A 15,738-nucleotide genomic window follows, 5' to 3' on the forward strand; every position below is an offset into this window, starting at 1 on the left:
CGTTCATTTCATAGAGACATATTTTATACATAGTGATAACTTATTATTCACATATTTTTTAAAGGATGAATAAGATGAATGACCGTACTTATACATTAGAAGAAGCGAGTAAGCTCATGAGTGATGCGTTTATCTATAAAATGCCTTTTAATCAGCTTTTGGGAATACAATTGGCTCAGATAAATGATGATTTTGTCCAACTAACAATTAAGAATCGTCCAGAATTGATTGGTAATTTTACACAAAACATTCTTCACGGTGGTGTCATTGCATCAATATTAGATGTCGCTGGTGGCATGGTATGTATTAACCGTATTCTCCAACGGATCACACCATTAGTGCATCAAGATATTGTCGATAAAATGTCAAAAATGGGCACCATTGATCTACGAGTTGATTATTTACGTCCTGGTCGAGGTGAAGTGTTTACTGCAAGCGCCAGTTTATTACGCGATGGCAATAAAATTGCGGTGACGCGTTGCGAACTACATAACGAACGTAATCAGCATATCGCAACAGCCACGGCCACTTATCTCATTGGATGAAACGAGAAAGTAAAAAATTAGTTACTTACTCAACTAATAACTTGTAAAAAAACTCGAGCAATGTCACATTAATAAGGTCATAAATCGAGCCGATATTTTCTAAGGCTCGATATCTCAATCGACTTACTTTTAGCCGTTTATTCAAATTCAGAGCCAATAATGAGCCAACAAAATACCATCAAAGGCGTGTTATGTGCCTTGGGCGCTTATTTAATTTGGGGCGTCGCACCTATTTATTTTAAAACCATCCAAGAGGTGCCGGCAGAAGAGATACTGACTCATCGTATTATCTGGTCATTTTTCTTTATGTTGGTTTTATTAACTGCAACAAAACACTGGAGCTATATGCGCCAAGTGTTAAAGCAGCCTAAAAAAATCCTTATATTAGGCGTCACCGCGGTGACTATCGCTTCCAACTGGCTAATTTATATTTGGGCCGTTAACCATGGATATATGTTGCAAGCTAGCCTAGGCTACTTTATTAACCCTCTGGTGAACGTTTTATTTGGAATGCTATTTCTGCAAGAGCGCTTTCGCCGCATGCAGTGGGTCGCGGTTATTTTAGCCTTAACGGGTGTTCTTATTCAGTTATGGCAATTTGGCTCCGTTCCGGTTATCGGACTTAGCCTCGCCGTGACTTTTGCAACCTACGGTTTATTACGGAAAAAACTTGGAGTTGATGCCCAAACGGGAATGACATTTGAAACCCTGTGGTTACTCCCAGTGGGCGTTATTTTCTTGCTGTTCTTTGCCGATAGCCCAACCAGCAACATGGCAATGAATGATTGGCACTTAAATGTGTTATTAATCCTTGCTGGTGTTATCACAACCGTGCCATTGTTGCTATTTACTGAAGCAGCTAACCACCTTCGCTTGTCGACACTGGGCTTTTTCCAATATTTAGGGCCAACTATTATGTTTTTACTCGCGGTATTTATCTACGGCGAAAAAATGACATCAGAGCTACTCGTGACATTTGGCTTTATTTGGGTCGCATTAATTTTATTTACCTTGGATGCACTTTACACACAACAAAGGTTAAGAAAGTAATTCCTGTAAATTGCCTATATAAAGGCAAAGTCCAAAACACTGACCTTTATTTATTTATGAATAAAAGGTCAGTGTTTCATTTTATGGAACTGAATGAGTTAATTTATTTTAAGCATAATAGACAATATGCTAATTCATCACGTTTATCTAAATGTTAACTCAACCTAAATATATTAAAAAAAGCCCATTTATTATTAAAATAAGCCATAACTCTCGACAATATAAAACACTCACCTTTCAGTAGAACCCACTTTTACGCACAAAAGAAAAACCCATAAAATCAAAGTGTTGAATGATAATCCAATAGGGTTGCGTTACGCTTAAAACAGGCTATTATTAAATTTATCTAAAATTAAATTCCGGTTTATCTCTAAATTAAAACCAACTCTTTGAAAAAAAGTCATTTTTTATTTTTTAATAATTAATCATTGCGTTAAAGGAACATCGACTCTATATTGTACGCCGCTTGTATTCACCCCAGCGGATGGTGATGGTCCGATTCATCACTGACGTTTCATTAAAGTGCGCACGATGACATGTAATTTATTTATGTCCTGGTGCGAGGTTTTCTGAAATTGAATACAGGTCCGCTCTAAAAAATTTTTTAAATACAATAGTGTAGTCAGTTTATATGGCTGCATTTTAGGTTCACTCCGCCTGTGTATTCAGAAAGAGTTGATAGTTGTTAAGGGCTTTTGGGAAGGGCTTAAAAATGCAACAGAATACCGTTCAAATGAAACGTGTACTGACCACGCCTGCGCTCATTTTCTTTGGGCTGGCTTATATGGTGCCACTCGGGATTTTCACTACCTATGGACAAGTGACAGTATTAAGTGAAGGCCATTTGCCTATCGCTTATCTTGTGACATTGGCTACCGTTCTCTTTACTGCCATGAGCTATTGCCGTATGACGAGTGCGCTACCTCTTTCGGGTTCTGCATACTCTTATGTGCAAAAAACATTTGGCGGAACATTGGGTTTCCTAGTCGGTTGGGCGCAATTACTCGATTATTTATTTTTGCCGATTATTAACTATATTGCGATTGGGATCTTCGTGCATGAAGCTTTCCCTAATATTCCAATGCCAGTCATTATCTGCACCACGATTGCCGTTGTCAGCATCATGAATATTTTAGGGATCAAACTCGTCTCTTCAATGAATATGCTGATTATTAGCATGCAAATTGTCTTTATCGCCGTATTCTTGTTCTTGAGCTTTAAGACTAATTTTGTGCTAGATACAGACGCACTACTCGCACCGATTACGCTAACGGCAGATCAAATGCCTGGATTATTCGCGGGTGCTGCCGTGCTATGTTTGGCCTTCTTAGGTTTCGATGCCATTTCAACCATGGCAGAAGAAACAAAAGATGCGCGTAGCACATTACCAAAAGCGATTATTTATACCGTCTTTATTGCGGGTGCGCTGTTTATCATCATCTCTTACAGCGCCCATTTGAGTTATCCATTATGGCAAGACTTTATTCCAAATACCGATATTGCTAGCCTCGCGGTCATGGAAAAAGTCGGCGGCGCAATGATGGCATCTAGCTTTATTACCGCTTATGTCATTGGTGTCTTTGCCTCTGCTATGACATCACAAGCCAGCATTGTGCGTATTTTCTATGCGATGGGGCGTGATGGCGTCTTGCCACGCTCAGTTTTTGCGTACCTGCATCCCAAACTGAATACCCCTGTGTATTCAATCATTTTTGTTGCCATCGCATCACTGCTTTCGCTGGTGCTTTCGCTCAGCATGGTAGCTTCAATGATTAGCTTCGGTGCACTGATTGCATTTACCTTTGTGAACTTGTCTGTGATTAAACACTTCTATATCGATCGCAAAGAAGCGCTTGATGGTAAAAAATTTATCACTTGCCTGATTATGCCGTCGATTGGTGTCATACTCACCCTATGGTTATGGACAAGCCTAGATAAAGAGGCCTTTACTGTGGGCCTGTGCTGGCTAGCGGCTGGTGCATTTTATCTCACATTGCTCACACATGGTTTCAGACGTCGTCCACCCGCAATTTCGGACGATGAGACCAATATGATCATCAATTAGTACCTATACTTTAGTACACGTATGATAATAATGGGGATGCATAATTTCCCCATTATTTTTGTTCCTGCCCATACCGATAGGGCCCTGATAAAGACTGGTTAGAAATGAATAATAAAGTTGCAGATGTCATTTATTTCAACGGTTATATCTACACCGCAGACAAGCAAAACAGTGTTGTAGATGCCATTGCCGTACAAGATGGCTACATTATCGCAAGTGGTACTTCAGAGGAATTACACCAATACGTTGGGCCGGAAACTGAGAGTATCGATTTAGAAGGCAAAATGATGATGCCCGGCATCATCGATGGCCATATGCACCCATTTTGGGGTGGGATCCAGCTATTTGGCTGCCACCTCAACTACGAGTCGCTAACGATTGAGCAGATACTACAACGTGTCCAAGATCATTTAGATAAAGACCCGCGTACCGGGGAAAATGATTGGCTAAAAGTCACAGCTTGGCTACGCCAAGGTATGCTACCGGCAGGTATTGATATGTACCGCGAGGACATGGACAAACTGAAAACCAATCGCCCTGTGGTGCTGTTTTCCAATGACTGCCATACACTGCTAGCAAATAGCCGTGCTTTAGCATTGTTTGGTATCACCAAAGACACCCCTGAGCCACCCGATGGTAAAATTGGTAAACATGCTAACGGCGAACTAAATGGGATTTTAGAAGATGCACCGGCGATGCGTGCAGCAGACAGCATCCCATCAATTCGCGATGACCAAGCCATTGAAGTTGCTGAACTGGTACAAAAAGTGTTAAACCAGCAAGGTGTAACCACCGTAATGGATGCCCGTGTTTCTGAGCAGCAATTAGAAGCCTTTGCTGAACTACAACGTCGCGAAGAGCTGACCGTTCGCTTTCAAGCTGCCCGCGAGATCACGCCAGATGAAACTCCGGATGTCGCCTCAGTTGCAGCCGCTGTCGATAAAGCTGTCGCTTTCGCTAAAAAATGGCACCAAGCTGATTGGACGCCAGCGCCGGGGATCGGCCTGCGAAATATCAAAATGTTTGTCGATGGTGTGATGCAGTTCCCAACAATGACGGCTTCACTGTTACAACCTTATCGCATCAATATCGGCACCGATGAAGCTCCAAACTGGGTTGAAACAGATAACTATGGCGATTTGTATTTTACTGCTGAAATTCTTGATGAATTGATGGAAAAGATTGCGGCGGCAGGTTATGACCCACATCTACATACAGTCGGTGAAGGTGCCGTTTCTATTGTGCTTGATGCCATCGAAAAAATGCGTGCAGCCCATCCAGAAAAAGATATTCGCCCAGGCCTTGCTCACAATGAATTGGTTCATCCAAAAGATTATGAGCGATTTGCACGCCTCAAAACGATCGCTTGTCTTTCATTCCAGTGGGCTGCGCCAACCCCTGAATTAGCCGCTTTTGAGCGTAACATGCTCGGTGAAGAGCGTTTTGAACAATTAGAGCCTATCGCGAAGTTTATCGATGCGGGTGCTGTGGTCGCCTTTGGTAGTGACTGGCCGATTGATGATTTTGACGAATGGTATGATTTAAAAGTCGCAGCCACTCGCCGTGGACGTGATATCAATGGTAAACCAGCCCCTCGCTTGGATAATGACCGTGATATGACGGTCATTGAAGTCCTTCGTTCAGCCACGATTGACTCTGCCTATGCTCAACACAGAGAAGATGTGATTGGCTCACTTGAAGTGGGTAAATTTGCAGACATGATCGTGCTCGATCGTAACGTATTTCAGATCCCAGCTGATGATATTGAAAATGTGAAGGTATTACGTACGATTATTGGCGGTAAGACCGTCCATATCGCGCAGTAACTTGATATCTAAGCTCAATAATTAAACGGCTTACCGTCTTTCTGTAAGCCGTTCTACAAAGCGTAAACAATTCTTAATCAGCAACACTCTTGTGAAAACCGCTTGCAATCCCCCATCCCTGTCGTTATTATCCGCTCGTTTTTAACCATCTCACACACTGCAAGGAGGAACATCATGACAACAATTCATCACACTCTTTGCGGGCGTACTCAGAAATAGTCTCTCTATCTCTCCAGTTCTTGCCTGCTAAATCACCTTATTTTTTCCTTAAAAATGAGTTAATGACTTATGGGCAATATTATTCATTCTGTCAGCGAACACGTCAGTTATATCGCGACAGAAAATACTTGGATTGAAAGTAAAGCAATCCAACAGTTACAAACAACCGCAGCGCTCCCTAATATGGTTTCCGTGGTAGGCATGCCAGATCTACATCCTGGTCGTGGTTACCCAATTGGTGCGGCATTTTTCTCAACACAACGTTTCTATCCTGCATTGGTCGGTAATGATATTGGCTGTGGAATGAGTTTATTTCAGACCGATATCAAGACCACGAAGTTAAACTTGGATAAGTTTGAAAAACAGTTATCCACAATGCCGGATAGCGCCCCCTTAGAATGGCTCGATGAGCATGTTCCTCATGAAATGAAATCCCATCATTTTATGTCCTCACTCGGCTCGATTGGCGGCGGTAATCACTTTGCTGAATTTCAAATCATCGACAAAATATTTAACGATGAGTCGATTGCACAAAGCGGTTTAAATAAAAAGTGTGCATTACTGCTTGTGCACAGTGGATCCCGAGGATTAGGGCAATCCATATTACGTCAACATGTTGAAAATCATAGCCATAATGGCCTTGAAGAGCATTCAAATGACGCGAAAGCCTATTTAGAAGCTCACCAACATGCATTATCTTTTGCCGAACTAAACCGCCAATTAATTGGCTTACGCATGTTGCAGCAGGTCAAGGCAAAGGGGGAAATGGCCCTTGATGTTAATCATAACTTGGTTGAACCTTGCACGATTAACGGCATACAAGGTTGGCTCCATCGCAAGGGGGCAACCCCTTCTGACAAAGGCATGGTCATTATTCCTGGGTCACGTGGCGATTTCAGTTATTTAGTTCTGCCTCATGCAAGTGAGGTGAGCTTAAATTCACTGGCTCACGGTGCTGGCCGCAAATGGATGCGTACTGAGTGTAAGAGGCGGTTGTCTCACCGATATACTCCATTGCAGCTATCGCGTACTGCATTAGGTAGCCGAGTCATCTGTGCTAATAAACAATTGATCTATGAGGAAGCTCCACAATCCTATAAGTCGATTGAAACCGTGATTGAAAGTATGGTGGGAGCAGGGTTAATTGAGGTTATCGCACGTTTACGCCCCTTACTCACCTACAAAATCAGTGGGGAGTGTGCATAATGTTATTACAATTTTCTTCTGCACAAGGCCCCGAGGAGTGCTGTATCGCTGTTGAAAAAGCACTGGCTTGCTTTTTTATTGAGGCTAAAAAACGTGAAGTCATGGTCAATACGCTCGAAACGGTTGCATCAAAACATGGCTTAAAATCTGCTTTGGTCGCTTTAGAAGGGCATGGTGCTGAGGAGCTAGCTCAGTTATGGTCTGGGACAATACAGTGGCAGTGTCAAAGCCCCTTAAGACCAAAACATAAACGGAAAAATTGGTTTATTAATGTGATCCGCTTTTCGCCGATTCAAACCATTGAAGAGAGTGATATCGAGTTTGAATTTATAAAAGCTCAAGGTCCTGGCGGGCAGCATGTTAATAAAACCTGCTCCGCGGTAAGAGCAAAACATCTTGCAACAGGGATTAGTGTCAAAGTGCAATCTGAACGTAGTCAGCATGCCAATAAAAAATTAGCTAAGCAGCTTATTTATTGGCGCTTAAATGAATACCAAGATCAGCAAGCATCGGCATTAAATAAACAACGACATAATGCGCATTATCAAATAGAAAGAGGAAATGCGAACATTATCTTTTCTGGACAAGCATTTAAACGAATTAATTAATTCATTTACAGCCCACCTCCGTCAGGAGGTGGCATTCATTGGATAGATAAAGCTTAAAGTATTTTTTCCGTCAAAAACCATCCGGCAATACTTTCACGCTTTTGTTGGGTAGGTAACACTTCATGAGGGAACTCTTCAGACATAAATACAATCATCCGACCGGCTAAAGGGTCAAGCTGAAATAGCTTATTATCCTGCTGATCATACACGACCAATTCACCCCCATCCCCAGATTTCCATGCTTCGTTCATATAAAGCACAGTCGTCACCTTACGCCGCCCTTGCCCTTGGAAATTATCCACATGTTTTTTATAAAATGCCCCATTAGGATAACGGCAAAAATGGGTTTCAAAATCACGCAATCCCATATAGCACGAGCGATTTAGCGCTTGGCGGATTTCATCCATCTTCGCCATATAACTGGCGATAGGCTCGCCCATTTCAGACTCTAGCCAAATTGTCTGATCACCGCGAATAGCTTTATTGCCATGCAGTGACTCACCGTTACCTATGCGCGCATCATGCAGATTATCAGGAATACAGCCCTTAATAGCCTCTATTTCTGACAGGTTCAAAAAATCATCCCACACATACCAACCCTGTGTAGAAAGAGAATCAATTAGATTATTCAATGACATGATAAATATTAGAAAGGTTATTCGGTATGATTTTATACTTCACTGTGTGGAAAATTTAAAATTAAAAACTTAAATCTTAAAGATTAAACTCTCGAATCAAAGTAACCTACCACAAGATAACGATTTTAAATTAGTGAACCATTTGAAAAACAACGATATTACAAACAAACCCCAAGAGTGCTCACCACTAGGATGAGCACGCCCTAATGAAACCAATGACAATTAATCTATTTTACGCCCTAGTCGAACGCTAAGGCCTCAACCATCAACACGTTCCATGCCCACAAAATGCGGTTTTCCCCATACAAAATTTTAGTGCGGCTGATGCACCCTCTCTATTGTCCTTCGTTGCATACGTAAAACAACTCACAGCTTCTGGGGCTTTTTCAAAACTTGAGATTTGCTCACTCAATAGTTGAGAGGACGATGAAATAAGTTTTGACTCCACCATTTTCTGGTCATCGCGATAGGCGGTAAGCAGTGCAAGACGGGAAGATAAATATTGTTCGCTAATATTTGCTAACTGCTCTTGCTGAGCTTTTAATAACGAGTACACCGAATTCACTTCTCGATGGAACTTCTTAATATAAGCCTTAGTTGCATTATCCATAAAATCATGGATGGCAACATTAGTCTCTTTGAGTTCATTTAATTTATTCGAAATATAATTATTATTTTTTAACTCATTTAAACTATCAATATAGTTTTGTAGCTCGGCAGAACCCATTGTTAAATACGCATTGTCATCACGGCTTATATTAAGCGCATTTATAACGTTACTGTAGTGATTATTGAGTATTTCGATATTATTTTTCTGTGTCTGAATCGCAATTTTCGTTGCATTACCTACAGAGAGAAGTAACTCTTTATTTAAACCCGTCTGTTTTGATGCGCCTCTCGCAGACCATGCTGTTAATTTACGCGATAGCGCTTCTATTTTGTTAATTTTTGAATTCCCCCCCTTAAAAGCATGTTTAATATCTGAAAGCGCCTTATCACACAATTTGGTTTGCCTTCTATAAGCATCAAGGTAATCCAACGTCGTCACCTTTAGTGCAACCTGTACGCTCTCTAAGAACGGGTTATTTACTGGCGTCTTCTCTAATGATGATGGACTGTTGCTGCTTAACGAGGAAACGCGTTTATCCAATTCAGTGAATCTATCCATTGTTTGCCCGATTGCATGACGTGCCGTAAAGCGCAATTCACTCATTACCGACTCAGGAAACTCGAGATCAAATTTGATCACGCCATGACTAAAAGCCCCAGGGAAAGGCTGTTTACCCCGTTCAAAAGCACGTAGTGATGAGCGGTGATTGGATAACTGTTTTAATATTATTTTATTGGCTTTTTCAATATGATAAATAGCGCTATTAATCCATTGTATTAGTTGTTGATTTCTTTTATATTGCGCTACATATGGGCTCGTAGTTAGATGATTTATTTCTGTTTCTAATACTCTTAATACAGATTGATTATCACCGATAAATTGATCATAATCCTTTTTAATTGCATTAAACTTATTTTTATAATTAGTTATATCATCTCTATTTACAAAATCCATTTTATTTTCCCTTAGTTTTAAATAAACGTACTAGCTGATAGCAATACGGAGCGTTAAAAATATATAACTGAGAGGAGAACAAAACAAATTTTAATTTTATATACGTTAATTAAAACCACATAAAGCTATTAATTAATTCGTTTATAATAAAAGTGAAAACTATAAAAATGCCAATTCTAATAGCGAAATTAGAATTGGCATTTATCAATAAACTATAAATTTTCTAACCGTGCATACGATGCAACCAGCCATTTGATCCCTTGCCCTTGAAAAGCAATTTGCAGTCGACAATGCTCACCACTGCCTTCCAAGTTAATAATTGTGCCTTCACCAAATTTCGGATGGCGAACACGTTGCCCCAACGCATACCCTGAATCATTTCGAGTAACGGGTGTGCCAAGGCGTTGGTGATTAACAGGGCGTGATACGGTTGCACGTAAACGCACTTCTTCAACACATTCCGTCGGTAATTCCGCAATAAAACGTGACGGACGGTGATAGACCTCTTTCCCATATAAACGGCGGCTTTCTGCATAAGTTATCGTCAACTTTTGCATAGCTCGAGTGATCCCCACATAAGCCAAACGCCGCTCTTCTTCCAAACGCCCACTTTCATCCATCGACATTTGGCTTGGGAACATTCCTTCTTCCATGCCCACGATAAATACATTCGGGAATTCCAAACCTTTAGCCGAGTGAAGTGTCATCAGTTGGACTGCATCTTGATGAATATCCGCTTGCCCATCTCCCGATTCGAGCGCTGCGTGAGATAAGAAAGCCTGCAATGGCATCAGATCCTGATCTTCATCTTGATAGCTAAAGTCGCGCGTTGCGTTGACTAACTCTTCCAAGTTTTCGATACGCGCTTGTGCTTTTTCCCCTTTTTCTTGCTCATACATTGCACGTAAGCCAGAGTCATTGATCACTCTATCCGTTTGTACATGCAGTGGCATCTCTTGCGTTTCTTTCGCAAGTGCATCCACTAATTCCAAGAAACGTTCAATCGCTGCCGCCGCTCGCCCACCGAGGACTTGCTCACGCAATAAATATTCACAACTTTCCCAGAGTGTCAGTTGTTGATCACGCGCGGTTTGCCGTACCGTATCCAGCGTCCGCTCACCAATGCCCCGCGTCGGTGTATTCACGACTCGTTCAAACGACGCATCATCATTGCGGTTAGCAATAAGCCTTAAATAAGAGAGGGCATCTTTGATTTCTTGGCGTTCGAAGAAACGCTGACCACCATATATACGATATGGCATCGCGCTTTGAATAAGGGCTTCTTCCAGTACACGCGACTGAGCATTACTACGGTATAGCATGGCACAATCTTGCAAAGCTCCCCCATTTTCTTGCCACTGTTTAATACGACTGACAATATAACGTGCTTCATCTAATTCATTGAAAGCACAATAGAGAGAGATTGGCTCGCCATCACCGCCTTCCGTCCATAAATTTTTCCCTAATCGATCACTATTATGTGCGATCAATGCGTTAGCGGCTTTCAGAATATTATTCGTCGAACGATAATTTTGCTCAAGACGGATAGTTTCGGCACCGGGAAAATCATTCAAAAAACGCTGAATATTCTCCACTTGTGCACCACGCCAGCCATAAATGGACTGATCATCATCGCCGACGATCATCACTTTACCCGTGTCACCCGCTAACACTCGGATCCACGCATATTGGATACTGTTAGTATCTTGGAATTCGTCGACTAAAATATTGGTGAAGCGTTCGCGATAATGTTGTAGCACATGAGGTTTGTTCAGCCACAGTTCATGGGCGCGTAACAGGAGCTCAGCAAAATCCACTAGCCCCGCACGATCACAAGCTTCTTGATAGGCTTGATATACTTTCAGCCAAGTGCTTTCAACCGGATTACCATAGCACTCAATATGTTGAGGCCGTAGCCCCTCATCTTTTTTGCCGTTGATATACCACATGCCCTGACGGGGTGGCCACTGCTTTTCATCAAGGTTCATCGCTTTTAGCAAACGGCGAATTAACCGATACTGGTCATCACTATCTAAAATTTGAAAATCTTGTGGTAGGCCAGCATCCAGATAATGTTGGCGTAGAAGGCGATGTGCTAAACCATGGAACGTTCCTATCCACATGCCACCTTCACTTGAGCCAATCAATTGATTAATACGGTGGCGCATTTCTGCCGCCGCTTTGTTGGTAAAGGTCACCGCCATAATCGAAAATGGCGATGCATGCTCAACCGCCATTAACCAAGCAATCCGATGTACTAACACACGCGTTTTACCACTACCCGCTCCCGCAAGTACTAATAAGTTAGTGCGTGGTGCAGCAACCGCTTCACGCTGTTTGTCGTTAAGGCCTTCGAGCAGATAAGAAACGTCCATAATTACCATCAAAGCAGAACAGTGGCGATGACCACTGTGTTTTTATACAGAAAAATGATTATACCAGTGACAATAGAGAAGCCAACTGAGAAATTTCAACATGCGGCAATAAGCGGACATCTTTTTCTTCCATCAGCGTCTTATTGTCGACATTGATCCAACAAGCTTGCATACCACTGCGGATCGCACCTTCGACATCAGTCAGCAAATTATCGCCAACATGCAAAATGGCATGAGGCTCCAGTGCTAACTTTTGAGCGGCTAACCGATACATATCACAATAGGGTTTCGAGCGCCCATCCGGGCCAGCTTTTAATACAAACTGAAAATATTGCCCTAATCCACACGCATCAGGCTCTGCATTACCGTTAGTAATTGCTACCAATGGCAATTTTTTGGCTAACTGAGTGAGTGTTTGGTGAGTGGATTCAGGAACATCGATTTGATTACGCCAATAAGTAAAATGAGCCATGAGGTCATCCGCCCCTTTTTGCGCGTCTTCACGGCTGTACCCATAGTGGCAAAACATCATTTTCGATGATAACCAACGCCAACGCGTGATGTCATGGCAAATATCAGGCTCTTGCTTCGCCACAATATTGCGAAAAGTGTACAAGTCATCATGGGTAAAATGATTAAACTGCGCATCATATTCACGGACAAAACGTAACACTTCTTCTTCCGTTTTATCAATGACCGGATGGTTGTCATACAATGTATCATCTAAGTCAAACGTAATGGCCTGAATAGGTGATAACGGACGGTAAAAATGCATTAAGGTTTCTCCCTTTTTGCTCTGGGATGAGCCACATCATAAACATTAGCCAGATGCTGGAAATCTAGGTGTGTGTAGATTTGTGTCGTCGATAAATTTGCATGACCGAGCAACTCTTGCACACCGCGTAAATTACCACTTGATTCAAGGATATGTGTTGCAAATGAGTGACGCAATTTATGAGGGTTAATGTGGCTATTAACCCCTTGTTTGATCCCCCATTGCTCAAAGCGCTTTTGAACATTACGGTTAGATATGCGTTTACCACTCTTTGTAGAGATAAAAACGGCACCATCTTCCGGCTCGTACAGCTCTCGCATTTCTAACCAACGCTTTAACCAGCTCACTGCGGTTTTGCCTAATGGGATCTTACGCTCTTTACTCCCTTTCCCCATCACTCTGACCTCACCCATCGCGAGGTCTAAATGACGAACATCTAACCCAACCAATTCAGATAAACGTAACCCCGCACCATACATCACTTCTAACATTGTCCTATCACGGACCACCAGCGGGTCGCCGCTTTCCATGCTCAGCAACTTTGAAACTTCATCCACATCCATATTTTTGGGTAAACGTTTTTTGGCCTTTGGTGCATGGACGGCAGTCACTGGATTTGCAGAAAGCTTATCTTGTTGCACCATCCAATCACAGAAACTCCGCAATGCCGATAAACGTAATGCCATACTGGCAGCTTGTAAGCCTTTACGACGACTTTTTGCTGCCACGTTGCGCGCTTTCGTGGCATCTAATTGCCGCCATTCGCTGACGTTCATTTCATTCAGCATCTCTACCACCACCGTGAGTTGACGGCGATAATTGGTGATAGTGACAGGGCTGAGCCTACGCTCAATTTGTAAATAACGTAAAAATGCTTCGACTTGGTTCATCAGCCCTTGTGGCTGGGGGGTTATAGGCGCTCTATCCATCGGCAAAGTAACCTCGGTAGAATTTGAGCCACTTTCTCTAACATAACCGTTCCCATACCCTGTTGATAGTGATCTCGGTCGCGACTCGTGAATATCACCATGCCAGACTCCCCATGATGACCAAATAGTGAGATAGCCACTGACGCCACATTCATGGCATCAGGCAGTAAAAGTTGTATTTCAGGGCCGTTTAAATGACCTAAATAGTGGGTCTTATCACCGAAACGCTGAATACGAATCGACTCAAATGCACGTCGAGACACGACAAGTGCTTGGGCATCAAGCGGAGCAGATAGCCGCCAGCAATCACTAAATAGACGCACAGACGCCCCGGATAGACCTAATTTTTTCGCCCAGCGATTCAAACTGTTTAACATGTCACTCAGGCTCTGCGCCATTGACATCTCAATCACTAAATACAGCAATTCATCAAATAGTTGACCGTTTTCATGAGCCTGTTCAACCATGAAACAGATATCTTGTTCGAGTTGTTTGATTTTCAAACGTTGACGGTTCATGACGGCTTCAGGGAGCGAAATGGCTCCCTGAATAGCATGTGGGATTGTAAGCTGTTCAATAAGCGAGGCATTACGGATAAAGAAATCTGGCTGTTCCTGTAAGTAACGCACCACTTGGCTATCATCAATTTGATAAGGGCTGTCTAGTGCTACTTCCGGTTTATCCATTATAACCTCTTGATAATTGAATAAAGCTTAGAGCTGGATCACACCATCATAAACATGACTGGCAGGGCCTGTCATATATAACGGAGTGCCTGGACCATTCCAACTTATGTCGAGTGAGCCACCCGGTAAATCAACTTTTACCTGATTAGCCAGTAACCCTTGCTGAATGCCAATCGCGACCGCCGCACATGCACCACTGCCACAGGCTTGTGTTTCGCCGGCACCACGTTCAAACACCCGCAAACGGATATGGTGAGCACTGACGATTTCCATAAAACCAACATTGGTTCGCTCAGGGAAACGTTCATGGCTCTCCAATACAGGGCCTAAAATTTCCACTTCCGCCGTTTTGACGCTTTCAACTTGGATCACACAATGGGGATTGCCCATTGAAACAACACCACATAACACTGTACGTTCTAAAGCGCGAATAATATAGGTCTTTTCCGCTTTGATGGCGCGAAACGGTACTTTCTGAGGCTCAAACTCCGGCTCTCCCATGTTCACGCAAACATCGTCATTTTCATTGATTGTCAATACCATACGTCCAGATTGGGTACTGACCTTAATCTTTTGTTTATTTGTTAGCCCTTTCAAACGCACAAAACGAGCAAAACAGCGGGCGCCATTCCCACATTGTGCGACTTCACTGCCATCTGCATTAAAAATGCGGTAATGGAAGTCTAAATCAGGATCATAAGGCGCCTCAACTAACAGTAATTGGTCAAAACCAACCCCAGTATGTCTATCAGCAAGACGGCTAATCAACTCAGGAGAAAAGTAAACATTCTGAGTGACACCATCAACAACCATGAAGTCATTACCTAAGCCATGCATTTTAGAAAATTGCATATTCCGCTCCATCGCAGCAGCTTATTGTTGGTTTGAGGTCGACACTCGCGAATCTGCCGCTGTGCTATTTTGTGTTTCATCAGATGATTGTGATGATGTCGCCTTATCTTCTGGTGGGAAATAAAGAGGGCCTTTTAAGCCACAACCAGAAAGAGTGAACAAAATAATAAGCGCAGAGAGTCCAACTAAACTTTTTTTCATTATATTTCGCCTGTAAAACTAACTTGTGACGTCTGAATAAGGTAACAGATTAACAGGGCTGCCTTTGCAAATCACTATTGTTCATCAATTGAGTCGTGATTTTGTTCCCCATCCACAATAGCATAATGCTTAAAAGGGGAGCCACCAACAAATGTTTTAACTGCCATCATGGAAAATCAGAGGGTACCGGTACATTTCT

At 42.4% G+C, this 15,738-nt stretch carries 14 protein-coding genes; 6 read left to right on the top strand and 8 right to left on the bottom strand.

Annotated elements, in window-relative coordinates; translation table 11 throughout:
- The first annotated feature begins 74 nt into the window (after positions 1-74).
- The 6 genes from PR675_RS11390 to prfH all read left to right on the top strand — a co-directional run bounded on the left by PR675_RS11390 (position 75) and on the right by prfH (position 7,519).
- On the top strand, positions 75-545 hold the full coding sequence (locus PR675_RS11390) for a thioesterase family protein (RefSeq protein WP_014657293.1): 471 nt from the start codon (positions 75-77) through the stop codon (positions 543-545).
- 159 nt (positions 546-704) lie between these two features.
- Positions 705-1,595, top strand: coding sequence for an EamA family transporter RarD (gene rarD / locus PR675_RS11395; RefSeq protein WP_004915578.1), 891 nt, complete (start codon positions 705-707; stop codon positions 1,593-1,595).
- Positions 1,596-2,307: 712 nt separating this feature from the next.
- On the top strand, positions 2,308-3,660 hold the full coding sequence (locus PR675_RS11400; RefSeq protein ID WP_060561489.1) for an APC family permease: 1,353 nt from the start codon (positions 2,308-2,310) through the stop codon (positions 3,658-3,660).
- Between the two features lie 104 nt (positions 3,661-3,764).
- Entirely contained in the window at positions 3,765-5,486 is a 1,722-nt protein-coding gene (locus PR675_RS11405) for an amidohydrolase (RefSeq protein WP_060561490.1), read from the top strand.
- 288 nt (positions 5,487-5,774) lie between these two features.
- Positions 5,775-6,911, top strand: a complete 1,137-nt coding sequence (locus tag PR675_RS11410; RefSeq protein WP_060561491.1) for an RNA ligase RtcB family protein — start codon at positions 5,775-5,777, stop codon at positions 6,909-6,911.
- Positions 6,908-7,519: a peptide chain release factor H gene (gene prfH, locus PR675_RS11415; protein WP_225829670.1), complete on the top strand. Its 612-nt coding sequence runs from the start codon at positions 6,908-6,910 to the stop codon at positions 7,517-7,519. The genes PR675_RS11410 and prfH overlap by 4 nt, the downstream gene beginning before the upstream one ends.
- 53 nt (positions 7,520-7,572) lie before the next feature.
- On the opposite strand, the gene PR675_RS11420 is transcribed toward prfH, so the two are convergent.
- From PR675_RS11420 to lptM, 8 genes are all read right to left on the bottom strand, one after another.
- Positions 7,573-8,157 carry a 2OG-Fe(II) oxygenase gene (locus PR675_RS11420; RefSeq protein ID WP_004915561.1) on the bottom strand — a complete coding sequence of 195 codons (585 nt, stop codon included), beginning with the start codon at positions 8,155-8,157 and terminating at the stop codon, positions 7,573-7,575.
- 265 nt (positions 8,158-8,422) lie between these two features.
- Positions 8,423-9,721, bottom strand: a complete 1,299-nt coding sequence (locus tag PR675_RS11425) for a hypothetical protein (protein WP_060561492.1) — start codon at positions 9,719-9,721, stop codon at positions 8,423-8,425.
- A gap of 212 nt (positions 9,722-9,933) precedes the next feature.
- Complete coding sequence (gene uvrD, locus PR675_RS11430; RefSeq protein WP_004915554.1) at positions 9,934-12,105, bottom strand: DNA helicase II; 2,172 nt, start codon at positions 12,103-12,105, stop codon at positions 9,934-9,936.
- Positions 12,106-12,154: 49 nt separating this feature from the next.
- Positions 12,155-12,871: a 5-amino-6-(5-phospho-D-ribitylamino)uracil phosphatase YigB gene (gene yigB / locus PR675_RS11435; protein ID WP_004915551.1), complete on the bottom strand. Its 717-nt coding sequence runs from the start codon at positions 12,869-12,871 to the stop codon at positions 12,155-12,157.
- A complete protein-coding gene (gene xerC, locus PR675_RS11440) occupies positions 12,871-13,800 on the bottom strand; it encodes a tyrosine recombinase XerC (RefSeq protein WP_014657286.1) in 930 nt (309 codons plus the stop codon). Before xerC ends, yigB begins: the two co-directional genes overlap by 1 nt.
- On the bottom strand, positions 13,782-14,486 hold the full coding sequence (locus PR675_RS11445; protein ID WP_004915546.1) for a DUF484 domain-containing protein: 705 nt from the start codon (positions 14,484-14,486) through the stop codon (positions 13,782-13,784). The genes xerC and PR675_RS11445 overlap by 19 nt, the downstream gene beginning before the upstream one ends.
- Positions 14,487-14,513: 27 nt before the next feature.
- Complete coding sequence (gene dapF / locus PR675_RS11450) at positions 14,514-15,338, bottom strand: diaminopimelate epimerase (protein ID WP_014657285.1); 825 nt, start codon at positions 15,336-15,338, stop codon at positions 14,514-14,516.
- Positions 15,339-15,359: 21 nt separating this feature from the next.
- Positions 15,360-15,539 (bottom strand): LPS translocon maturation chaperone LptM, encoded by a 180-nt coding sequence (gene lptM / locus PR675_RS11455; RefSeq protein WP_004915541.1) that lies wholly within the window; start codon positions 15,537-15,539, stop codon positions 15,360-15,362.
- Positions 15,540-15,738 lie beyond the last annotated feature (199 nt).

It is taken from the genome of Providencia sp. PROV261 (assembly GCF_028477945.1).
Classification (GTDB): domain Bacteria; phylum Pseudomonadota; class Gammaproteobacteria; order Enterobacterales; family Enterobacteriaceae; genus Providencia; species Providencia stuartii.

Bases quoted from the DNA above. Each gene is read 5' to 3' on its own strand.
- PR675_RS11390 (WP_014657293.1), top strand. From the start codon at position 75: ATGAATGACCGTACTTATACATTAGAAGAAGCGAGTAAGCTCATGAGT.
- rarD (WP_004915578.1), top strand. From the start codon at position 705: ATGAGCCAACAAAATACCATCAAAGGCGTGTTATGTGCCTTGGGCGCT.
- PR675_RS11400 (WP_060561489.1), top strand. From the start codon at position 2,308: ATGCAACAGAATACCGTTCAAATGAAACGTGTACTGACCACGCCTGCG.
- PR675_RS11405 (WP_060561490.1), top strand. From the start codon at position 3,765: ATGAATAATAAAGTTGCAGATGTCATTTATTTCAACGGTTATATCTAC.
- PR675_RS11410 (WP_060561491.1), top strand. From the start codon at position 5,775: ATGGGCAATATTATTCATTCTGTCAGCGAACACGTCAGTTATATCGCG.
- PR675_RS11420 (WP_004915561.1), bottom strand. From the start codon at position 8,157: ATGTCATTGAATAATCTAATTGATTCTCTTTCTACACAGGGTTGGTAT.
- PR675_RS11425 (WP_060561492.1), bottom strand. From the start codon at position 9,721: ATGGATTTTGTAAATAGAGATGATATAACTAATTATAAAAATAAGTTT.
- uvrD (WP_004915554.1), bottom strand. From the start codon at position 12,105: ATGGTAATTATGGACGTTTCTTATCTGCTCGAAGGCCTTAACGACAAA.
- yigB (WP_004915551.1), bottom strand. From the start codon at position 12,871: ATGCATTTTTACCGTCCGTTATCACCTATTCAGGCCATTACGTTTGAC.
- xerC (WP_014657286.1), bottom strand. From the start codon at position 13,800: ATGGATAGAGCGCCTATAACCCCCCAGCCACAAGGGCTGATGAACCAA.
- PR675_RS11445 (WP_004915546.1), bottom strand. From the start codon at position 14,486: ATGGATAAACCGGAAGTAGCACTAGACAGCCCTTATCAAATTGATGAT.
- dapF (WP_014657285.1), bottom strand. From the start codon at position 15,338: ATGCAATTTTCTAAAATGCATGGCTTAGGTAATGACTTCATGGTTGTT.
- lptM (WP_004915541.1), bottom strand. From the start codon at position 15,539: ATGAAAAAAAGTTTAGTTGGACTCTCTGCGCTTATTATTTTGTTCACT.